Source organism: Pseudomonas sp. H26/SER47-MNA-CIBAN-0231 (assembly GCF_040310465.1).
Taxonomy (GTDB): Bacteria; Pseudomonadota; Gammaproteobacteria; order Pseudomonadales; family Pseudomonadaceae; genus Aquipseudomonas; species Aquipseudomonas atacamensis.
Map to the genome: position 1 here is coordinate 130,188 of NZ_JBEOPW010000006.1, position 21,885 is coordinate 152,072.

The 21,885-nt window shown below is 60.8% G+C and carries 19 protein-coding genes; 10 read left to right on the forward strand and 9 right to left on the reverse strand.

Translation table 11 applies throughout. The features are described from left to right. The first annotated feature begins 71 nt into the window (after window positions 1-71). Both AAEZ10_RS11845 and AAEZ10_RS11850 read left to right on the forward strand, forming a co-directional pair. Entirely contained in the window at window positions 72-1,298 is a 1,227-nt protein-coding gene (locus tag AAEZ10_RS11845; protein WP_350569315.1) for a 3-hydroxyacyl-CoA dehydrogenase, read from the forward strand. Window positions 1,299-1,400: 102 nt separating this feature from the next. Next, window positions 1,401-1,820, forward strand: a complete 420-nt coding sequence (locus tag AAEZ10_RS11850; RefSeq protein WP_071174077.1) for an acyl-CoA thioesterase — start codon at window positions 1,401-1,403, stop codon at window positions 1,818-1,820. 55 nt (window positions 1,821-1,875) lie between these two features. Here AAEZ10_RS11850 and AAEZ10_RS11855 read toward each other — a convergent pair whose 3' ends face one another. From AAEZ10_RS11855 to AAEZ10_RS11870, 4 genes are all read right to left on the reverse strand, one after another. Next, entirely contained in the window at window positions 1,876-2,361 is a 486-nt protein-coding gene (locus AAEZ10_RS11855) for a glycine zipper domain-containing protein (protein WP_016772172.1), read from the reverse strand. Window positions 2,362-2,693: 332 nt separating this feature from the next. Then, window positions 2,694-5,042 (reverse strand): FdhF/YdeP family oxidoreductase, encoded by a 2,349-nt coding sequence (locus AAEZ10_RS11860; protein WP_056787127.1) that lies wholly within the window; start codon window positions 5,040-5,042, stop codon window positions 2,694-2,696. Continuing rightward, complete coding sequence (gene fdhD / locus AAEZ10_RS11865) at window positions 5,039-5,878, reverse strand: formate dehydrogenase accessory sulfurtransferase FdhD (protein ID WP_073471528.1); 840 nt, start codon at window positions 5,876-5,878, stop codon at window positions 5,039-5,041. The genes AAEZ10_RS11860 and fdhD overlap by 4 nt, the downstream gene beginning before the upstream one ends. A 92-nt stretch (window positions 5,879-5,970) precedes the next feature. After that, entirely contained in the window at window positions 5,971-6,858 is an 888-nt protein-coding gene (locus AAEZ10_RS11870) for a LysR family transcriptional regulator (RefSeq protein WP_350569318.1), read from the reverse strand. A gap of 138 nt (window positions 6,859-6,996) precedes the next feature. Here AAEZ10_RS11870 and lysM point away from each other — a divergent pair, with 138 nt between their 5' ends. Beyond that, window positions 6,997-7,446: a peptidoglycan-binding protein LysM gene (gene lysM, locus AAEZ10_RS11875; protein ID WP_016772168.1), complete on the forward strand. Its 450-nt coding sequence runs from the start codon at window positions 6,997-6,999 to the stop codon at window positions 7,444-7,446. Between the two features lie 94 nt (window positions 7,447-7,540). Here lysM and yrfG read toward each other — a convergent pair whose 3' ends face one another. Further along, window positions 7,541-8,203, reverse strand: a complete 663-nt coding sequence (gene yrfG, locus AAEZ10_RS11880; RefSeq protein WP_071174081.1) for a GMP/IMP nucleotidase — start codon at window positions 8,201-8,203, stop codon at window positions 7,541-7,543. Between the two features lie 88 nt (window positions 8,204-8,291). Between yrfG and nudE the strand changes: the two genes are divergently transcribed. Both nudE and cysQ read left to right on the forward strand, forming a co-directional pair. Continuing rightward, window positions 8,292-8,861, forward strand: a complete 570-nt coding sequence (nudE, locus tag AAEZ10_RS11885; RefSeq protein ID WP_016772166.1) for an ADP compounds hydrolase NudE — start codon at window positions 8,292-8,294, stop codon at window positions 8,859-8,861. Window positions 8,862-8,868: 7 nt separating this feature from the next. After that, a complete protein-coding gene (cysQ, locus tag AAEZ10_RS11890) occupies window positions 8,869-9,696 on the forward strand; it encodes a 3'(2'),5'-bisphosphate nucleotidase CysQ (protein WP_350569321.1) in 828 nt (275 codons plus the stop codon). A 202-nt stretch (window positions 9,697-9,898) separates the two neighbouring features. On the opposite strand, the gene AAEZ10_RS11895 is transcribed toward cysQ, so the two are convergent. Genes AAEZ10_RS11895 through rfbC form a run of 4 tightly spaced genes read right to left on the reverse strand, consistent with a single transcriptional unit; the run spans window position 9,899 to window position 14,126 of the window. After that, on the reverse strand, window positions 9,899-10,354 hold the full coding sequence (locus tag AAEZ10_RS11895; RefSeq protein ID WP_350569323.1) for a thioesterase domain-containing protein: 456 nt from the start codon (window positions 10,352-10,354) through the stop codon (window positions 9,899-9,901). Further along, window positions 10,351-11,733, reverse strand: a complete 1,383-nt coding sequence (locus AAEZ10_RS11900; RefSeq protein ID WP_016772163.1) for a sigma-54-dependent transcriptional regulator — start codon at window positions 11,731-11,733, stop codon at window positions 10,351-10,353. Before AAEZ10_RS11900 ends, AAEZ10_RS11895 begins: the two co-directional genes overlap by 4 nt. Next, complete coding sequence (locus tag AAEZ10_RS11905; protein WP_350569325.1) at window positions 11,730-13,538, reverse strand: sensor histidine kinase; 1,809 nt, start codon at window positions 13,536-13,538, stop codon at window positions 11,730-11,732. The genes AAEZ10_RS11900 and AAEZ10_RS11905 overlap by 4 nt, the downstream gene beginning before the upstream one ends. Before the next feature lie 42 nt (window positions 13,539-13,580). After that, complete coding sequence (rfbC, locus tag AAEZ10_RS11910) at window positions 13,581-14,126, reverse strand: dTDP-4-dehydrorhamnose 3,5-epimerase (RefSeq protein WP_110644793.1); 546 nt, start codon at window positions 14,124-14,126, stop codon at window positions 13,581-13,583. Window positions 14,127-14,287: 161 nt separating this feature from the next. Between rfbC and AAEZ10_RS11915 the strand changes: the two genes are divergently transcribed. The 5 genes from AAEZ10_RS11915 (at window position 14,288) to AAEZ10_RS11935 (ending at window position 21,713) form a co-directional block, all read left to right on the forward strand. Further along, window positions 14,288-17,200, forward strand: coding sequence for an aminotransferase (locus tag AAEZ10_RS11915; RefSeq protein ID WP_350569328.1), 2,913 nt, complete (start codon window positions 14,288-14,290; stop codon window positions 17,198-17,200). A gap of 305 nt (window positions 17,201-17,505) precedes the next feature. Further along, entirely contained in the window at window positions 17,506-18,384 is an 879-nt protein-coding gene (aguB, locus tag AAEZ10_RS11920) for an N-carbamoylputrescine amidase (RefSeq protein WP_350569330.1), read from the forward strand. After that, complete coding sequence (gene aguA / locus AAEZ10_RS11925) at window positions 18,384-19,490, forward strand: agmatine deiminase (RefSeq protein WP_122705232.1); 1,107 nt, start codon at window positions 18,384-18,386, stop codon at window positions 19,488-19,490. Before aguB ends, aguA begins: the two co-directional genes overlap by 1 nt. Window positions 19,491-19,735: 245 nt before the next feature. Beyond that, window positions 19,736-19,948, forward strand: coding sequence for a hypothetical protein (locus tag AAEZ10_RS11930; protein WP_016772156.1), 213 nt, complete (start codon window positions 19,736-19,738; stop codon window positions 19,946-19,948). 460 nt (window positions 19,949-20,408) lie between these two features. Then, window positions 20,409-21,713 carry an OprD family porin gene (locus AAEZ10_RS11935; RefSeq protein ID WP_056787155.1) on the forward strand — a complete coding sequence of 435 codons (1,305 nt, stop codon included), beginning with the start codon at window positions 20,409-20,411 and terminating at the stop codon, window positions 21,711-21,713. Window positions 21,714-21,885 lie beyond the last annotated feature (172 nt).

Below are 21,885 nucleotides of genomic sequence, written 5' to 3' on the forward strand. Positions count from 1 at the left end.
ATAAACTTCAAAAACCGCCGTTGCCTGACTAAGGTTGGAATCTGTCTTCGGGCCACTCACAAGAGAACAACATGAGCCAGACAAGCTTCGAGATTCAGCAGGCTGCCGTGATCGGCGCGGGCACCATGGGCCGTGGCATCGTCATGTGCCTGGCCAGTGCCGGCGTGAACGTGCAATGGGTGGATAACAATCCGCAGATGCTTGAGCAGGCGCTGACGACGGTCGCGCAAACTTATGCACACAACGTGCACCAGGGCCGCATTGATCAGGCCGAGGCGGATGCGCGAATGGCTCGCGTATCTGCAGCGGCGGATTACGCGGCGATCCGCAACGTCGATCTGGTGATCGAAGCGGTGTACGAGAACCTTGAACTGAAGCAGAAGATCTTTCGCGAGCTTGATGGCCTGCTCAAGCCTGAGGCGCTGCTGGCGAGCAACACCTCGGCGCTGGACATCGACGCCATCGCGGCTGCGACCCGGCGCCCGGCACAGGTACTGGGTCTGCATTTCTTCAGCCCCGCGCACATCATGAAGCTGCTGGAAATCGTGCGCGGTGCGCAGACCTCGCCAGCGGTGCTGGAGGCCGCGCTGGCACTCGGCAAGCGCATGGGCAAGGTCAGCGTGTTGTCCGGCAACTGCCACGGTTTTATCGGCAATCGCATGCTGCATCCGTATGTACTCGAAGCGCGCAAGATGCTTCTCGAAGGCGCTTATCCACAGCAGGTGGATGCCGCGCTGCAAGGCTTCGGCTTCGCCATGGGGCCGTTTCGCATGTACGACGTGGTTGGCATCGATCTGGAATGGCGTGCTCGGGAGCTAGCTGGCAAGGGACAGGATGCGCCGCAGGTTCAGGTGGATAACCGCCTGTGCGAGATGGGCCGGTTCGGGCAGAAGTCCGGTAACGGTTATTACCATTACGAGCCGGGCAGTCGCCAGGCCGAGCATGATCCCGAGGTCGATGCATTGGTACTGCGGGTCAGCGAAGAGCTGGGTTTCCAGCGTCGCGACATCGGTCCCGAAGAAATCCTTGAGCGTTGTTTGCTGGCACTGGTCAACGAAGGCGCGAAGATTCTGCAGGAAGGCATCGCCGGCTCGGCCCATGACATCGATCTGGTGTACTTGAACGGCTATGGTTTTCCAGCGGAGAAGGGCGGGCCGATGGCGTGGGCGGATCAGCAGGGGCTGGCGGATATCCATCAGCGCTTGCTGACGCTGGAGACACGCCAGGGCGATCAGTGGACGCCGGCGCGGTTGATTGGCGAACTGGCGGCGCAGGGGAAGGGGTTTGCTGATCGTTGACGCCGGTCGGCTGTGCTGACGCCTTCGCGAGCAGGCTCGCTCCCACAGGTAAAGTGTTCGTCATCATGATCAGATTCAAGTAAGAAAATGCGAGAACCCTGAATGAATCAACGCTGCGACTACCCCCACTTCCAGCCCATCACCACACGCTGGCACGACAACGACGCCTACGGTCACGTCAACAACGTTACCTACTACAGCTTCTTCGACACGGCGGTGAACACTTATCTGATTCAGGTCGGTGGCCTGGATATTCATGACGGCGAAGTGGTGGGATTCGTGGTCAGTTCCGCCTGCGATTACTTTGCCTCGATCGCTTTCCCCGATCTGATCGAGATCGGATTGCGGGTCGGCAAGCTGGGCAACAGTTCGGTGCAATACGAACTGGCTGTGTTCAAGGTTGGCGAAAGCGAGGCGTGTGCGGCGGGGCGGTTCGTGCATGTGTTTGTCGATCGGGCGAGCAATCAGCCGGTGCCGATTCCGGCAGGTTTGCGTGGGGCGCTGGAGCGGCTGGTGGTCTAGGCGCGCAAAAAAAATCGCAGCTCAAAAGCTGCGATTTTTTGTTCATGCCTTCGCCTTAGTGGTGGCGATAGTACTTGTGATGCTTGCGGTGGCCGTAGGCATGGCCGCGACCTGGATGACCACGGTCGCGGTAGTAGCGACGGTCATCATGGCCACGGTCGTAGCGACGATCATCGTCGTCGCTCTTGTTGCCCATGTAGTTACCCAGCGCGCCGCCCGCGCCGCCACCTGCGGCAGAGCCGATCAGGCTGCCGGTGGTGCCGCCAAGGCTGCGGCCGACAACGTTACCGCCGGCTGCACCCAGTGCACCGCCGATGGCCGCTTCGCCACGGCTGCGCTTGTCGGCGCCGACCGCACTACCACCCGCGCCGCCCAGGGCTGCGCCGATGGTGGAACCTGTATTGCCGCCTAACGATTGACCGACGACCGAGCCAAGAACCCCGCCCAATGCGCCGCCCACACCTGCTTCGGTGGTGCCTCCGGCAGAAGCGAAGCCACTGACCAGGCCAAGGGACAACAAGAGAATCGAGGAGAACTTCATAGAGGATGAGCCTCAAAGGGATGACGGCGCCGATCCTGAAGCTCTGCAATGGGCGTGACAATCAAAATCCGACGAATAACACGACTTGTATACAATATTGCAAGTTACTGTTTTTTCACCGGAACTTAACCGATTTTCGCCGGTCTTTAGCTACTTCGGACAGGCCGTTTTCATGCAAAAACGGCCTTTTTTGTGGGCGGTCGAAAATCTTCGCCACGGCAGATCTGTTGACAGGTCGATGGCTTTCGCGAGCAGGCTCGCTCCCACATTTGAAACGCATTCCAAGTGTGGGAGCGAGCCTGCTCGCGAAGGGGCCGGATCTGGCTCCGCGGTTAAGCGGATTTAGCCATGATCAACCCCGTCTCACTCGCCGCTTCCAGCCGGATAGCAATGAACTTCGACGTCGGCGTGTGGCTGCCATCGCCAGTGCTCTCCAGCGGCACCAGCGGATTGACCTCCGGATAGTACGCCGCCGCCTGCCCCGCAGGAATATCGAACGCCAACAATGTAAAACCTTTCACCCGGCGCTCGCGACCGTCGTCCCAGATCGACACGATGTCGGCCTTCTGCCCCGGACGGAAGCCCAGACGAATGATGTCGGCCTCGTTGGCGAACAGCACGTCACGCTGGCCCTTCACGCCACGGTAGCGGTCGTCGAGACCATAGATCGTCGTGTTGTACTGATCGTGGGAGCGCATCGATTGCAGGATCAGATCCGGCACCTGCCCGGTGGCGCGGGTGCGTTCGTGGACCAGATCTTTCGGCAACTGATTGGCGCGGAAGTTGGCGCGGCCTGACGGCGTGTTCCACTTGCGGGCGCCAGCCGAGTTGCCCAGATAGAAGCCGCCCGGGTTTTTGATCTTGTCGTTGAAGTCTTTGAAACTCGGGATGGTGTCGGCGATCAGTTCGCGAATGCGCCCGTAATCGGCTACCAGCCAGTTCCAGTCGACCGGTTGGCTGCCCAGCGTCGCGGCAGCGATGCCGGCAATGATCGACGGTTCCGAGCGCATCTGGTTCGACAGCGGCTGCAACTGGCCGTTGGACGCGTGGACCATGCTGAACGAGTCTTCCACGGTCACCGCTTGCGGGCCTTCGGTCTGGATATCGATGTCGGTACGGCCCAGGCACGGCAGGATCAGCGCGTCTTTGCCGTGAGCGAGGTGGCTGCGGTTGAGTTTGGTGCTGATCTGCACGGTCAGGTCACAGTTGCTCAGCGCTTCGAAGGTGCGCGAGCTGTCCGGCGTGGCCTGGGCAAAGTTGCCGCCCAAGCCGATGAATACCTTGGCGCGACCTTCGGCCATCGCATGAATCGCCTCGACCACGTTGTGGCCATTGTGGCGTGGCACCTTGAACTGGAAGCGACGCTCCAGCGAGTCGAGGAACGCCACCGGTGGACGCTCGTTGATGCCCATGGTGCGGTCGCCCTGCACGTTGCTGTGACCACGCACCGGGCACAGACCGGCGCCAGGTTTGCCGATATTGCCGCGCAGCAGCATCAGGTTGGCGATTTCCTGAATGGTCGGCACCGAATGACGGTGCTGGGTAATGCCCATGGCCCAGCACATGATCACGTTCTTGCCTTTGGCGTACATGCGCGCGGCTTGCTCGATCTCGACCAGGGTCAGCCCCGATTGCTCGACGATCTGTTCCCACGAGGTGTCGTCGACAGTGGCGAGGTACTCCAGCACGTTGGCGCTGTGGGCATTGAGGAAATCATGGTCGAACACCGCCGGCTCGCCTGCCTTCTGCGCATCGCGTTCCCATTGCAGGAGGAACTTGGCCATGCCGCGCAGCACTGCCATGTCGCCGCCGAGTGCCGGGCGGAAATACGCGGTGTTGGTCGGCTTGTCGCCGTTGGTGAGCATTTCGATCGGGTGCTGGGGATGCTGGAAACGCTCCAGACCGCGCTCTTTCAGCGGATTGATGCACACCACCTGAGCGCCGCGTTTCACCGCTTCACGCAACGGTTCGAGCATGCGCGGATGGTTGGTACCGGGGTTCTGGCCCCAGACGAAAATCGCGTCGGCGTGTTCGAAGTCGTCGAAGGTCACCGTGCCTTTGCCGACCCCGACACTCTGCGCCAACGCCACGCCGCTGGCCTCGTGGCACATGTTCGAGCAGTCAGGAAAATTGTTGGTGCCGTAAGCCCGCACGAACAGCTGATACAGATACGCCGCTTCGTTGCTGGCGCGTCCCGAGGTGTAGAACTCGGCCTGATCCGGGCTTGGCAGGTTGCGCAGGTGCTTGCCGATCAGAGCGAAGGCATCTTCCCAACTGATCGGCTTGTAGCGATCGGACTCGGCGTCGTAGACCATCGGCTCGGTCAGGCGGCCCTGATATTCCAGCCAGTAATCGCTCTGCTCCAGCAGAGAAGTGACGCTGTGCTTGGCGAAAAACTTCGCATCGACGCGACGCTTGGTCGCTTCCCAGTTCACCGCTTTGGCACCGTTCTCGCAGAACTTGACCATGCCGCTCTCCGGCGAATCACCCCAAGCGCAACCCGGGCAGTCGAAGCCGCCGTTCTGGTTGGTCTTGAGCATCATGCGCAGGTTTTTCAGGGCGTTGTCGCTGGTCAGCCACGCCTGGGCCACACTGATCAGGGCGCCCCAGCCGCCAGCGGCACCTTTGTAAGGCTTGTAGCGCGGGACAGGTTTCTGGTCGGCTTGATGATGTTGGCTCACGCTTGATTCTCCATCGCGGGGCTGTACACCCGCGGCGCACTTTTCTGCGGCAGGTGGATGAGATTGAGGTTATGGCGCCGGGCCCATTGCACGGCAAGGCCGGTGGGTGCCGACAGGCTGACCAAGGTCTGGATGCCAGCACGCAAGACTTTCTGGATCAATTCGAGGCTGCAACGGCTGGTGACAATCGCCAGGCCGCCTTCGGTGGAAATCTTCTGGCGGATCAACCCGCCGATCAGCTTATCGAGGGCGTTGTGTCGGCCGATGTCTTCGCGGCCGAGCAGCAATTCGCCGCTGGCATTCATGAACACCGCAGCATGCACCGCGCCGCAGTGCTGGCCGAGCGGCTGGAAGGCGCCGATGCGCTGGCGCAAACCGTCGAGCCATTCGATCGGTGGCAAGGCTGCGCCCGCCAACACTTTGAGCTCAGGCAGCGCCTGTTCGACGGCTTCGACGCCGCACAGTCCGCAGCCGCTGGTGCCGGCCAACTGCCGACGCTGCTGTTTGAGGTTCCAGAACGCGCGATTGGCGATGGTCACTTGCGCGTATTGCGCCGAGCCTGCGCCCGTCAGTTGCAGATCGTAGATATCGCTGGCGTCTTCGATGATGCCGCTGCCGAGGCTGAAACCGACGATGAAATCTTCAAGATCGGTCGGGGTCACCAGCATCACCGCCTGGCTGATGCCGTTGTAGGCGATCGCCAACGCGACTTCCTCGGCCAGCGCGGTGCTGGCCGATGCCTCAAAGGGTAGATCGCTGTAGCTGTAGGTCTGGCTGGCGGCAGGCGCGGGCGTTTCAATTGCTGGCGCCGCGCAGGCTGGGCGCTTGGCGTTCATGGCATCACCGACGGTTTGATCTAGGTCAAGACTAGGCGCGGCAAGTTGTCGCGTCTAATCGCTATTACCGATCTACCGATAGATGCCGTCGATCAAGCGTCTTTTGACGATTTCTGATAAAGCGCGAAACAGGCTTCCGCCAGCGCTGAACGCGGCGCGCCACGGCGCATGATCAGGCCCAGCGGCGCGAGGGTGTGGGCATTTTCGATCGGTTGCAGACGCAGGTGATCAGCAAGGGTTTCCGCGCCGCCATCGAGCGGCATGATCGCGCAGCAAAAACCGCCGTGTACTGCTTGCAGCAGTTGATGCACGGCGTCGGTTTGCAACAGCGGTTGCGGGGTCAGGCCACGGCTGTGGAAGTTGTGGTCGATGGACTGGCGAAAGTGCATGCCGGTGGTGAGCATGCACAGCGGCAGTTCGATCAGCGATTCCCAGCTCAGGGGTTCTTCGCCGAAGTTGAACGAGCGCTCGTCATAGAGCAAGCCCATGCGCGTCTCGTTGAAGGCCAGCGAATCGAAGCGCTCGCTGTCCAGGCGCTCCAGATACGACACGCCAATGTCGATGCGGTTGTTCGCCAGGTGTTCGAGCACTTGCTCGGAGCTCAGCGACGACAGCTCGAAGCGCAAGTCCGGGTGCGCCGCGTGCAGTCGTTGCATCAGCGGCAAGGGATCGAAGCTCGACAGCGGCACCACCCCCAGGCGCAGCGTACCGATCAGGTTGCCGCGACAGGCCGCCGCTTCCGCCTGCAAGCCGTCGTAAGCTGCCAGCACCGTACGCGCCCACGCCAGCACGCGTTCGCCCGGTGCGGTGAAGCCTTCGAAGCGCTGGCCGCGATTGACCAATGGCAGGTCGAGTTCTTCTTCGAGGCTGCGCAAGCGCATCGACAGGGTCGGCTGGGTGATGTGGCAGCGCGCGGCGGCCTGGCCGAAATGGCGGGTTTCGTCGAGGGCGATGAGGAATTTCAGTTGCTTGATGTCCATCTTCGCTCCGGGCGGTTGGCGGGGTGTGGCGATTCTACCGCCTGCGGCGCGGCAGCGTCATTGGTCGGACCGGAACCGGGTTTGGCTGGGGTGGTCTAGGCTTGGACGACTGACCCTTTATTACATGGAGTGAATGCGATGAGCCTGTTCAGTTTTTTGAAAGAAGCCGGTGAAAAGATTCTCGATGCACTGACGCCGGACAAGGCCGAGGCCAACAGCGCAGCGCTGACCAAGCACGTGCAGGAAGCGCTGACCGGTATCGATACGTCGAAGATCCAGGTCAAGGTTGAAGGCGAGAAGGTCATCGCCACGGGTGAAGCGGCGAGTCAGGAAGAGAAAGAGAAGATTCTTTTGGCCCTGGGTAACGTCGCCGGCGTGAGTGGCGTGGACGATCAGATCACCGTGACGGGTGGCGTTGCCGCCGCCGCAAAATTTGTCACGGTCGAGAAGGGCGACACGCTGAGTGCGATTTCCAAGCGCGTGTATGGCGACGCCAACCAGTACAACAAGATTTTCGAGGCCAACAAACCTCAGCTCAAACATCCAGACAAGATCTATCCGGGACAAGTACTGCGTATTCCCGAATAACATTCGAAAGCGCTTTCGCGAGCAGGCTCGCTCCCACATTTGAAACGCATTTCAGTGTGGGAGCGAGCCTGCTCGCGAAGGCAGCAACGCGACGTCAAAGCCCTGCAATCAAATCGCGGTAGTCCTCGACTGCGGCAAACTCCGCCGTGTCCTTCGGCCCTTTGCGGCTGTCCGGTTCTTTCACCGCCAGCAAGTGCGCCACGCCAAAATCCCGTGCACTGCGCAGGATCGGCAAGGTGTCATCGATAAACAGGCTGCGCGCCGGATCAAAACCGATGTCCGCCTGCAAGGCATCCCAGAACTGCGGGTTCTCCTTGGGATAACCATAGTCGTGCGAGCTGATCAGCCGCTCGAAGTATGGTGCGAGTTCGATCCGTTCCAGTTTCAACGATAGCGAATCGCGGTGCGCATTGGTGATCATGATCACCCGTTTTCCTGCGCGTTTGATTGCATCGAGAAAGGTATCGGCATCGGCGCGCAGGGCGATCAAGTGGGCGGTTTCCTGTTTCAGTTCACGCACCGACAATTTCAGTTCCGCGCTCCAGAAATCCAGGCAGTACCACTGCAACTGGCCGGCGTGGCGCTCGAACAGCGGCTGCAACTCCAGCTCGGCCATTGCCCGGCTGATGCCGTGCAGTTCGGCGTAGCGCTGAGGCAGGTGCTCGAGCCAGAAATGATTGTCGAAGTGCAGATCCAGCAGCGTGCCGTCCATGTCGAGCAGAACGGTATCGATGTCGGACCACGGTAAAGAAGGCATGGCAACGTCTCGAGCGGTGAAAAGATATCCGACGCAAACAATCGGGAAAGCCGCGTTATAGTAGCGCGTTCACGCCAAGGAGCTTTGCATGCGCCAGAAACCCACCGTACTTGCCCGCGAGATCGTCGCCACCAGTCGCCTGTTTCGCGTCGAAGAACTCAAGCTGCGATTTTCCAATGGCGTGGAGCGCACTTACGAGCGTCTGGTCGGCAAGGGTGCGGGCTACGGCGCGGTGATGATCGTCGCGATGCTTGATGCCGAACACGCAGTGTTGATCGAGGAATACTGCGGCGGCACCGACGAATACGAACTGTCTCTGCCCAAAGGCCTGATCGAGCCGGGCGAAGATGTGCTGGCGGCGGCCGAGCGGGAACTCAAGGAAGAGGCCGGTTATGGCGCGCGTCAACTGGAGCATCTGACCGAGCTGTCGCTGTCGCCCGGTTACATGAGCCAGAAAATCCAAGTGGTGCTGGCCACCGACCTGTATGAAGAGCGGCTGGAGGGTGATGAGCCGGAGCCAATGCGGGTCGACAAGGTCAACCTTCGCGAACTGTCGGCGCTGGCGCAGAATCCGCAATTTTCCGAGGGCCGCGCATTGGCGGCGCTGTATTTGACCCGTGACCTGCTGAGCCAGCGCGGGGTATTCAGCTATGAGTGAGACGTCGATGAATTTTCCCCATCCGCTGATGGCACCTGTGGTTGCGCTGGCTTTACAGGCTGGCGAGGCGATTCTGCCGTTCTGGCGTGCCGGCGTCGAAGTCACCGCCAAGTCCGATGATTCGCCGGTGACGGCCGCCGACCTGGCTGCGCATCACCTTATCGTTGCTGGGCTGACGGCGCTGGATCCGAGCATTCCGGTGCTCTCGGAAGAGGACGCCGATATCCCGCAAAGCGTGCGCGCCGGTTGGCAGCGCTGGTGGCTGGTGGATCCGCTGGACGGTACCAAGGAGTTCATCAGCGGTAGCGAAGAATTCACAGTGAACATCGCGCTGATCGAAAATGGCCGGGTGGTGTTTGGCGTGGTGACGATGCCGACCAACGGGCGCTTTTACGTCGGTGGCGCCGGATTCGGTGCCTGGCGTGGTGACAAGGACGCAACGCCAGTGGCGATACAGGTGCGCGATGTGCCTGCGCCGGGCGAGGCGTTTACCGTGGTGGCCAGCCGTCGCCACTCAAGTCCCGAGCAAGAGCGTTTGCTGGCCGGGTTGAGCGCCAGTCTTGGTGAGCTGCAACTGGCCAATATCGGCAGCTCCTTGAAGTTTTGCCTGCTGGCCGAAGGTGCTGCCGATTGCTACCCACGTCTTGCGCCGACTTCGCAGTGGGACACGGCGGCGGCGCAGGGCGTGCTGGAAGGGGCGGGAGGCGAGGTGCTGGATCTGAACGGCAAGGCGTTCAGTTACCCAGCGCGGGAATCGCTGTTGAATGAATTCTTTCTGGCGCTGCCGGCGAAGGCTGCGTGGCGCGAGAGATTGTTGGAGTTGGCTCGAGGTTAACTGCTGATCCGCAATTCCCCTCACCCCAGCCCTCTCCCCCAGGAGAGGGAGCCGACCGAGTTGTCTGGCGCTATGCATGGACCTGGAGAATCGAGTCGATTGTGGATTCGGCGAAGCAGTTTCAGGTCGACGTAAATCTGTAGCATCCCCGTATCGGTTCCCTCTCCCTCGGGAGAGGGCTAGGGTGAGGGGCTGTTGATCTTCAACGGTGCAAAACGTACTGGCCGGTAAATCTCACCGCCTCGTCCTCACTTCCCGCATTCAGTATCCGCGTATCCAGCGTCAGCCGCGCCCGTCCATATCGCCGATACATCGCTACGAACCGTTTCCAGACTGCCGCATCCGGCGCCGGGCAGATCGCCACGGCGTCCCCGGTCACCGGCAGCGGATAACTGATCTGCCCTTCCTGAATGACAATGTGTCCGTCGGTAATCCCTTCTTCCTTCAAACGCAGATGCAACCAGCCCCAACCGGCCAGCACCGCGCCGCAGTAAAGGCTGCCGCCAAACATGGTGCTCTTGTGATTGACGTTGGGCGCGAGCGGCAGGTGCAGGCTCAGTTGCTGCTCACGCCACTCGAGCACTTTGAGGCCCATCTCGGCGGTCAGTGGAATGTCGTGATGCAGAACCGTTTGCAGATAGTCGCTTTCGCTGCTCATTCGTTGTCTTCCCCGTGGCTGCTGTCGCCGAAATTCAGACCGTGTTTGCGCAGCTTGTCATGCAGGGTCTTGCGCGGAATACCCAAGGCTTCGGCGAGGCTGCGTACCGAGCTGTGCGAGCGCGCGAGTTCGGCGGCGATCAGCGATTTCTCGAAGTTTTCCACCTGCTCGCTGAGGCCGCCGCTGACCACTTCGACAGGCGTGCCGCCGCTGCCATCAGCGCTGTTGTCCAGTGCCAGCTCAAGCCCGAGGGCGAAGCGTTCGGCGGCATTTTGCAGTTCACGGACATTGCCCGGCCAGGTGTGGCGCAGCAGCAGGGCGCGGTGTGCCGGCTGCAGCTCATGGGGCGGCAAGCCATGGCGGGCGCTGGCTTCATCGGCGTAATGCTGGAACAGCACCAGTGCGTCTTCGCCCCTTTCGCGCAGCGGCGGGATGCGCAGCGGCGCGACGTTGAGGCGGTAATACAAGTCGGCGCGGAAGCGGCCCTGATCCGCCGCTTGGCGCAGGTCCTCCTTGGTCGCGGCGATGACGCGGATGTCCAGCGGGATCAACTGATTGCCACCTAGGCGCTCGACGACTCGCTCCTGCAGCATGCGCAGCAGTTTCACTTGCACGTCCATGCTCATGCTTTCGATTTCGTCGAGGAACAGCGTGCCGCCGTTGGCGAATTCGAATTTGCCGATGCGGCGTTTCTGCGCGCCGGTGAAAGCGCCGGGTTCGTGACCGAACAGTTCGCTTTCCACCACCGATTCCGCCAGCGCGCCGGCGTTGATCGCCACGAACGGGCCGTTTCGACGGCTCGACAAATCGTGCAGCGCGCGGGCCACCACCTCTTTGCCGGCACCGGTTTCGCCGAGGATCAGCACGTCAGCCTTGGTCGCCGCCAGCGCACCGATCTGCTCACGCAGACGCAGCATCGGCGTCGAATGGCCGACCAGTCGCGCGCTCAATTCGTTGCGGTCGCTCAAGGCCAGACGCAGGCTGCGGTTGTCCAGCACCAGCCGCCGTAGCGCGAGGGCGCGACGGACGCTGTCGAGCAGCGCATCGCTGGCAAAGGGTTTTTCCAGAAAATCGTAAGCGCCGGCGCGCATCGCCTGCACCGCCAGCGGTACGTCGCCATGGCCGGTGATCAGCAGCACCGGCAACTCCGGATCCTGTGCATGCAACTCGCTCAACAGTTCGAGGCCGTCCATGCCCGGCATGCGGATGTCGCTGACCACCACCCCCGGCCAGTCACGCTCCAGTTGCGCGGCCAGGCCCTTGGCTTCGGACAGCGGCAGGATTTTCAGGCCGGCCAGGTCCAGGGTCTGGCCGAGGGCCTGGCGCAAGTGCGGATCGTCGTCGATCAACACTACCTGGATGCGATTGTCGATGGTCATGCACTTCTATCCTCGGAAGGTTGCAGGCTGACTCCGGGCGCGCCGGCGCGCAGGCGCAGGGTGATCAGGGCGCCGCCTTGCTTGTGGTTGGCGAACGACAACTCGCCACCAAATGCGCGCATCAGCGTTTCACAAATGGCCAGTCCCAGACCCAGACCCTGTGTGCGGGTCTTGGTGGTGTAAAAGGGCTCGCTGGCGCGGCCAAGGGCCTCCATGCAGAACCCGGGGCCGTTGTCGCGAATGTACAGATTGACGCCGTCGGCGGTGGCTTCGGCACTCAGCCACAACTTACGCGGCGGACCTTTTTCGGTGAGCGCATCGAGGGCGTTGGCCAGCAGATTGCCCAGCACCTGACGCAAGCGGGTTTCGCCGGCCTCGACCCAAAGCGTGGCTGCGGGCAAGTCGCGGATCAGTTCGACTTCCATGCTGCGCCGACGTTTGGCCAGCAATGCCAGCGCATCGTCCAGCGCCGGTTGCAGGGCAACGCTTTCCGGTGCGTGGCGATCACGGCGGGCGAAGGCGCGCAGGTGGGCGATGATCGAGGCCATGCGCCCGGTCAGTTCGCTGATCAGCTTGAGGTTGCCGCGCGCATCCTCGGTGCGCTGATGATCGAGCAGCACTTCGGCGTTTTCCGCATAGCTGCGAATCGCCGCCAGCGGCTGATTGAGTTCGTGACTGATGCTTGCCGACATTGTCCCCAGCGCCGACAGTTTGCCGGCCTGGACCAGATCGTCCTGGGCGCGTACCAGCTCCTGCTGCGCATGCTCACGCTCGAGCACTTCCTGTTTCAAACGCCGGTTGAGGCCCTCCAGATCGCTGGTACGTTCGGCCACCCGGCCTTCCAGTTCGCGGCGCGCCTTGGCCTCGAAGGCGATGCGCTCCAGATAATGCCGGCGACGTTGCATCATCAAACCCACCAGCAGCATCACCACCAACAGCGTGGCACCGCCGATCGCAACCACCGTGCGCACCGGACGATCGATCAGCGTGCGCGGGGCGAGAATGCTCACGCTCCAGCCGGTTTCGGCGATGTCGTGGGTCTGCGTCAGCCAGGCGTCGGCGCTCAGGTTAAGCGGTCGGGGTTCGCGGGTCGGGTAGGGCTGGATCGCGGTGATCGCGGCGCGCTCGGCATCGCTCAACTCGCGAGTGGAACGGAAACGCCATTCCGGGCGCGACGTCAGGATGACCACGCCGTTATGGTCGGTCACCAGCAATTGTTCCGGGGTTTTGCCCCACAGGCTTTCGGTATGGTCGAGGTCGACCTTGATCACCAGCACGCCGATGATTTTCTCGCCGCTGCGCACAGCCGCGGCGAAGAAATACCCGCGTTTGGCCGAGGTGGTGCCGAGGCCGAAGAAGCGTCCGAGGCGCCCGGCCATGGCTTCGCTGAAATACGGGCGGAAGGCGAAGTTGCGGCCGACGAAGCTGTCGCGTTTGTCCCAGTTCGACGCCGCCAGCGTCTGGCCGGACGTGTCCATCAGGTACATGACTTCAGCGCCGGTCTGCGCGGAGATGTTTTTCAGCAGGCGATTGGCGTTGCCTTGGGTCACGCCGTCGTCCGGCGCACCGAGCACCGCGCGCAGGGCCGGCAGATCGCCGAGAATCTGCGGCAACACTTCATAGCGATGCAGGGTGCCGAGCAGGTTGGCCACGTAAAGATCGAGGGTCTGGCGATTCTGCCCGGCGAGTTCGCTGCGGTAATAGCGTTCGGCGAGGTGTTCCAGCGGCCACAGCAGCGGCGCCAGGCACAGGGCCAACAGTGCTAGGCTGCGCCAGCGAGGTCTGCGGGGGAGCGGTGGTTTCATGTGCCGGATACGCCTGTAGGGACAGGCGCATTATGCCCGGCCTCAGGCGAAGACGTCAGCGTCCTTGAGCAGCGCGGCCGCCTGGTCCTTGGCCGACAGCTTCGGCGCTTCGTCCAATTGCCAGTCGATGCCCAGCGCCGGGTCGTCCCAACGAATGCTGCGTTCGGAGGTCGGGTCGTAATAGTTGGTGGTCTTGTAGAGGAACTCGGCGAACTCACTCAGCACCACGAAGCCATGAGCGAAACCTTCGGGTACCCATAGCTGACGATGGTTTTCCGCCGACAGGCGCACCGCCACCGATTTACCGAAATGCGGCGAGCTGCGACGGATGTCCACCGCCACGTCGAGCACCTCACCTGCGGTCACACGGACCAGTTTGCCCTGGGTGTTCTGCAACTGGTAATGCAGGCCACGCAGCACGCCTTTTTGCGAGCGCGAATGGTTGTCCTGCACAAACTGCGTTTCCAGACCGGTAGCGTCCTGAAACGCCTTGGCATTGAAACTCTCGTAGAAAAAACCGCGCTCGTCGCCGAACACCTTGGGTTCGATGATCAGAACACCGGGCAGATCGGTGGTGATGACATTCATGAGGATTTCCATAGACAGGTGTGAATGGCCGACATTCTTGCGCAAAGCGCTGCGGGGCGCGAGTGTTGGGTTTGAAATGGAGCGTTCATTGAAGCCGGGGGTTGCGTAACCGCCAAGGCAATGGCGATATAAGCGCCTAATAAAATTTCAGGGGTCGTTTCATGCCGCTCGCCACGTTGATTCATCGCGCCAGTTTGCCCGGTCCGCAGGTTTCAGAGGCGCAGGCGCTGCAATGGCTGGCCGAACATTACGGGCTCAGCGGCACGTTGCAGGCGCTGGGCAGCCAGCAGGATCTGAATTATCGCGTCGACGGTGGCAGTGGGCGCTTCGTGTTGAAAGTCTGTCGTGGCGACTACGCTCTTGTGGAGCTGCAAGCCCAGCACGCAGGCCTCAATTATCTGGCCGAGCACTCGGCGATCAAGGTGCCGCGCGTCATCGCAGCCAACAACGGTGCAGATCTGTTGTCGCTGCAAGCCAATGGCGAAACGGTGCATGTGCGGTTGTTGGAGTACATCGACGGCCAGCCGTTGACCGATTTCGATCATCTTGGCCAGGACGTGGTCGCCGGGTTTGGCCGACTCTGTGGCGAGATGGATCTGGCCCTGGCAGGCTTCGATCACCCGGGCCTTGAACGCACCTTGCAGTGGGACGCGCGTCACGCCAACGCTTTGATCAGTCATCTGTTGCCGGTGATCTCGGACGTGCAGCAGCGTGCGGTGATCAGCGCTGCCGCCGAGCAGGCCGAGCGCCGTTTGCAGCCGCTGCTGGACAAGCTGCCGGTGCAGGCGATTCACATGGATATCACCGATGACAACGTCGTCTGGGCGCGTGATGCCCAGCGGCATTGGCAATTGCAGGGGGTGATCGACTTCGGTGATCTGGTGCGCACCTGGCGCATCACTGATTTGTCCGTGACCTGTGCGGCTTTGCTGCATCACGCCGATGGCGATCCGTTTGTCATCCTGCCGGCGGTCAAGGCGTATCACGCGGTCAATCCGTTGCAGTACGCAGAACTGCAAGCGCTGTGGCCCTTGATCGTGGCGCGGGCGGCGGTGCTGGTGCTCAGTGGCGAGCAACAGGTGAGCATCGATCCCGCCAATACTTATAGCCGCGACAATCTCAGCCACGAGTGGGAAATCTTCCGCGTCGCGACCTCGGTGCCACTGGAGCTGATGGAAGCGGCGATTCTCACCGCCGTGGGACAGACCGTGCCGGAGGCTGAAAACACAGAATTTGCACCATTGTTGCCCGGGCTGGTCGGGCGTGAATTTGCGCTGATCGATCTGGGCGTGTTGAGTCCGCATTTCGAAGCGGGCAATTGGGAGCAGCCGGGCATTGATCAGCGCTTGCTGACAGAAGCAGCAGCGGTCCATGGGCTGGCGGCGACGCGTTATGGCCAGTACCGCTTGTCACGCACCCGCCCGGACAGTGCGACTGAACCGGATACGTTCCCGTTGCATGTCGAATTGCGTGTGCCGACCGGAAGCGAGGTGCAAGCACCGTTCCCCGGCGTTCTGAATCAAGCGGCAAACGGGGCGCTGCAACTCGATGGCCCGCAGTTCAGCGTTCGCCTGTGGGGCGTGACGCCAGTTCTTGGCCATGACGCGGCACTGGATCGAGGCCAGAAGCTCGGTACGGTCACGGGCCCGCTGCTAGTGCAGATGTGCCGAGAAGCAGAGCTCGACGCGCCGCTGTTCTGCACGCCGTCCCGTGCATCCGCATGGCAGGCGGTGTGCCCGTCACCGGCGACTTTGCTCGGGCTGGCCTGCGACGCCGAGCCTGAGCTGGACGCGCAAACCCTGCTCGAACGCCGCGATGCCAGTTTCGCCCGCACGCAAAAACACTATTACGTTGACCCGCCACGTATTGAACGCGGCTGGCGCAATCACCTGATCGACATGCACGGCCGATCCTATCTGGACATGCTCAACAACGTCGCGGTTCTCGGCCATGGTCACCCTCGGATGGCGGCGGTCGCGGCGCGGCAGTGGTCGTTGCTCAATACCAATTCGCGCTTCAACTATGCGGCGGTCGCCGAGTTCTCCGAGCGCTTGCTGAAGCTGGCGCCGAAGGGCATGGATCGCGTGTTCCTGGTCAACAGCGGCAGCGAGGCCAATGACCTGGCGATTCGTCTGGCCTGGGCTTTCAGCGGCGGGCGCGACATGATCAGCGTGCTTGAGGCGTATCACGGCTGGACGATCGGTGCCGATGCGGTATCGACGTCGATTGCCGACAACCCGAGGGCGCTGGAAAGTCGCCCGGACTGGGTGCATCCGGTGCCGGCGCCGAACACTTATCGGGGCGAATTCCGTGGCGCGGATTCGGCGCCGGATTACGTGCGCAGCGTCGAACATCACCTGCAAAAACTGGCCGAGCAAAAGCGGCAACTGGCCGGTTTCATCTGCGAGCCGGTCTACGGTAATGCCGGGGGTATTTCTTTACCGCCGGGCTATCTGCCGCAGGTGTATGAAAAGGTCCGCGCGCAGGGCGGGGTGTGCATCGCTGACGAAGTGCAGGTCGGTTACGGGCGCATGGGCCATTTCTTCTGGGGCTTCGAAGAGCAGGGCGTGGTGCCGGACATCATCACCATGGCCAAGGGCATGGGTAACGGTCAGCCACTTGGCGCGGTGATCACTCGCCGGGAAATCGCCGAGGCGCTGGAGGCCGAAGGCTATTTCTTCTCGTCGGCGGGCGGCAGTCCGGTCAGTTGCCAGATCGGCATGGCGGTGCTGGATGTGATGGAGGAGGAAAAGCTCTGGGAAAACGCCCAGGTCGTCGGCGGTTACTTCAAGGCGCGCCTGGAAGCGTTGATCGATAAACATCCGCTGGTCGGCGCGGTGCACGGCTCCGGGTTTTATCTCGGGCTGGAACTGATCCGCAATCGGCAGACGCTGGAGCCGGCGACCGCCGAAACTGCGTTCCTGTGTGATCGCTTGCGTGAGCTGGGGATTTTCATGCAGCCGACCGGCGACGATTTGAACATTCTCAAGATCAAGCCACCGATGGTGACGTCGCGCCAAAGCGTGGATTTCTTTGTCGATATGCTGGATCGGGTGTTGAGCGAAGGACTGTAAGCAAGGCACATCCCCTGCGGGAGCGAACCTGCTCGCGAAAGCTGTGTATCAGTCGCCACATGCGGTGACTGACACAGCGCATTCGCGAGCAGGCTCGCTCCCACATTTGTTTTCTGTCTTAAGTCCGATTTGTATCGATTTAATTGGCGTTGAAACAGAGATATTCCTTCTTTGCAGCTTTTAAAGCCGATATTTATCGGTTATAAAGTCGCCATTGCTCCGGCATGGTGATCTCTTGTCCGGTGCGCGCGTTTTCTTTTCGGTCGAATTCTTCGACCGTCAAAGCACTAGCCCGGAGATGATTCATGAGCCGTATCGTTACCGTCGCCGCCACGCAGATGGCCTGTTCGTGGGACCTGGAAGCCAACCTCGAAACCGCTGAAAGACTGGTCCGAGAAGCCGCCGCCAAAGGCGCGCAGATCATCCTCATCCAGGAACTGTTCGAGGCGCCGTATTTCTGCCAGAAGCCGAATCCGGATTACCTGCAACTGGCAACGACGGTTGAAGAAAACGTCGCCATCAAGCATTTCCGGAAAATCGCCAAAGAGCTGCAAGTGGTGCTGCCGATCAGCTTCTACGAACTGGCCGGGCGTGCACGCTTCAACAGCGTCGCGATCATCGACGCCGACGGCAGCAACCTCGGGATTTATCGCAAGAGCCACATCCCCGACGGCCCGGGCTATCACGAAAAGTATTACTTCAACCCGGGCGACACCGGCTTCAAGGTATGGAACACCCGTTACGCGAAAATCGGCGTCGGCATCTGCTGGGACCAGTGGTTCCCGGAAGCGGCGCGCAGCATGGCCTTGCAAGGCGCGGAAATTCTCTTTTATCCAACCGCGATCGGCAGCGAGCCGCACGACAAGGCCATTTCTTCGCGCGATCACTGGCAGCGGGTGCAGCAGGGCCATGCCGGCGCCAACCTGATGCCGCTGATCGCCAGCAACCGCATCGGCAACGAAGAACAGGACGGCTACGACATCACCTTCTATGGCTCTTCGTTCATCGCCAATCAGTTCGGCGAAAAAGTGCAGGAGCTGAATAAAACCGAAGAAGGTATTCTTGTGCACACGTTCAACCTCGACGAGCTGGAACATATTCGCAGCGCGTGGGGTTCATTCCGCGACCGCCGGCCGAATCTGTACGGCGCGTTGAAAACCCTCGACGGTTCCCTGGAGTCCTGATGACCACATTGAAAAGTACCCCACGCGCCGATGGCTTCTACATGCCGGCCGAGTGGGCGCCACAGACCCAGACCTGGATGATCTGGCCCGAGCGCCCGGACAACTGGCGTCTGGGCGGCAAACCGGCGCAGGCTGCGCACGCCACGGTGGCCAAGGCCATCGCCCGCTTCGAGCCGGTCACCGTTGCCGTCTCCGCCGGCCAATACGAAAACGCCCGCGCGCGCCTCGATGTGCCGAATATCCGCGTGGTGGAAATGTCCAGCGACGATGCCTGGGTTCGCGACAGCGGCCCGACCTTCGTGATCAATAACCATGGCGAAGTGCGCGGTGTGAACTGGGATTTCAACGCCTGGGGTGGTTTCGATGGCGGCCTGTATGCACCGTGGAACCGTGATTCGCAGGTCGGCGGCAAGATCCTCGAGATCGAGCGCAGCCCGCGTTACCGCACCGAAGGTTTCGTGCTCGAAGGCGGGTCGATTCATGTCGACGGTGAAGGCACGCTGATCACCACCGAAGAATGCCTGCTCAACCGCAATCGCAACCCGCACCTGAGCCGCGAAGAAATCGAGACGGTACTGCGTGACAACCTGTCCGTGGACAAGATCATCTGGCTGCCGGATGGCTTGTTCAACGATGAAACTGACGGCCATGTGGATAACTTCTGCTGCTACGTGCGTCCGGGCGAAGTGCTGCTGGCGTGGACCGATGATCCGCAGGATCCGAACTACCCGCGCTGCCAGGCCGCAATGAAAGTGCTGCAAAGCAGCACCGACGCCAAGGGCCGCCCGTTCACGGTGCACAAAATGCCGATTCCGGGGCCGCTCTATGCGACCGAAGAAGAGTGTGCCGGCGTCGATGCGGTGGACGGTTCGCAGGAGCGCAATCCTTCCGTGCGTCTGGCCGGTTCCTACGTGAACTTCCTGATCGTCAACGGTGGCATCATCGCGCCGAGCTTCGACGACCCGATGGATGCCCCGGCCAGGGAAATCTTGCAGAAGCTGTTTCCGCAGCACGAAGTGGTGATGGTGCCGGGCCGTGAACTGTTACTGGGTGGCGGCAATATTCACTGCCTTACCCAACAGCAGCCAGCGCCGCACAAAGAGTGAGTTGAGTCGTAACAGCTTGAGTTGATTCACAAATCAGCCAGGCAATGATTAGCTCGCTCAGCATCAAAGCAAGCCCGCGGCCCGTCAGGACTGCGGGCTTGTTTGTATCCGCCGGTCGACATTCGAGTCGCCTTGGCATAGCTCTTGTATTGCTCCTGATGCACTAGGGAGGGAGGGGAACTTCAACAGTTCTGTCACAAACCTTGGATAACGTAGCCGCTCACGAACGGGGAGAGAGCGCTGAAATGAACGCCGAAGTGAACGTAATCAGCGAGCGGACTGTGCATCCCATGGCCGTCAACGGCGAATCGCTCCAGCTTGTCGCGCACTGGTTGAAGTCCAATGGAACGCGTCAGATCAGACAACCTGATCCGCGCCGGATGATGATCGAGCGCTACCCCGCTGGCCTGTTCAGCGAGGCCGAGCTGGAAGCCTTGTGGGATGTGATGGAAGGATAAGAACAATAGGGATTGGTAAAAGCGCTGCCGGGATGGCGGCGCTTTTTTTGTCTGATTTTTATCCACAGGTATTCAAAAGTGGGAGCGAGCCTGCTCGCGAAGACGTCAGCCCTGCCAGTGACTTTGTTGACTGATCCAGCGCTTCGCGAGCAGGCTCGCTCCCACAGTTCAAACTCCCTGTTTAATCCGTTTTTTCTGCAACCGCCGAGCAAAAAAATTACGTTTCTTAGACGTTTTTCGCCTATTTAAAGACGATTCTTGAAATTGACACACAGTTCAGGGCGCGGCTACGATTCGGCCCAACGCCTGTGGCTAACCGCCATGACTCAAAATAAGGAGCAGGCCCGCCATGACGTTAACGTCGGCGGGCTTTTTTGTTTCGGGGTGAATACAAGAGTGCAGAAAGCGCCGTTTCAGCCGTTCGACACAGCGCGTTTCAACCCGTAATAAGGAAAACAAAATGTTGAACAAGCGAATCAGTCTGATCGCACTGGGGATGTTGAGTGCTACACAGGCCATGGCTAACGACCAGGCCGAATCCAAGGGTTTCGTTGAAGACAGCAGCCTGAAAGTGCTGCTGCGCAACGCCTACATCAATCGTGATTACAAAGACGGTAACAAGGACAAGGCCGAATGGGGCCAAGCGGCCATCGGTACGTTCTCGTCGGGCTTCACCCAAGGCACCGTAGGTGTCGGCGTGGACGCTTTCGGTCTGTACGCATTGCGCCTGGACGGCGGCAAGGGCCGTAGTGGCGCCGGCGGCATCGACTTCTTCAAACAGGAAAATGACGGTCGTGCGAACCACGACATCGCCAAGGGCGGCGCAGCGGTCAAATTCCGTGTTTCCAACACCGTGTTGACCTATGGCGACCAGATGCCGGCCCTGCCGGTGCTGAGCTACGACAACGTGCGTCTGCTGCCGGAAAGCTATACCGGTACGTTGATCACTTCCCGTGAAATCCAAGGCCTGGAATTGAACGCCGGCCGTTTCACTGCCGAGTCGCGCAAAAGCGATGAGGGCCGTGACAGCGGCGGTCTGAAGTCGATCAACGTGTTGGGCGGCAGCTATCAGTTCACCGAACACTTCAAAGGCGCGCTGTATGCGTCCGACGTTGAAGACGTCTTGAAGAAACAGTACGTGAACGCCAACTACGTGATCCCGTTCAACAAGGATCAGTCCCTGACCCTGGATTTCAACGGCTATCGCACCAAGCTGGACAGCTCGTACGTACGCGAAAACACCGTGCCGGGCGAAAGCATCGTCACTGGTCGCGACAACAAGATCTGGAGCCTGGCAGCCACTTTCGCCACCGGCCCGCACTCGTTCACCGTGGCGCATCAGCGTTCCACTGGCGACAGCAACCTGGGCTACGCCTATGGCGGCTACCAGAAAGACCAGGGTCGTGTCGGCGACGGCGGTAACTCCATCTACCTGGCCAACTCCTACTGGTCTGACTTCAACGCCGAAGACGAACGCAGCTGGCAGCTGGGTTACGGCCTGGATTTTGGTTCGTTCGGCGTTCCGGGTCTGAGCTACAACTTCGCTTACGTGCGCGGCGACAACATCACCACGTCTACCAGCGAAGGCGGCACCGAGCGCGAGATCTTCAACCAGTTCAAGTACGTCGTGCAAAGTGGCCCGGCCAAAGACCTGAGCGTGAAGTTGCGCAGTTCGATCCTGCGCGTGTCGCAGAAATCCAGCGAGTACAACGTCAGCGGTAACGAACTGCGTGTATTCGTGGACTATCCGATCAACATCTTCTGATGATCGATCCGCTGTAAGAAAAATGAGAAAACCCCGATTCGTTCGGGGTTTTTTTTCGGCGGTTTTTCAGCGCAAACCGCAAATAACCGGTGTTTTTGTCATGTAAAAGTCGTTTTTCAAGCGCTGCAGATTCCGTTTCAAGCAGTGCTTCAAATGCCTGAAATTCTTTCTC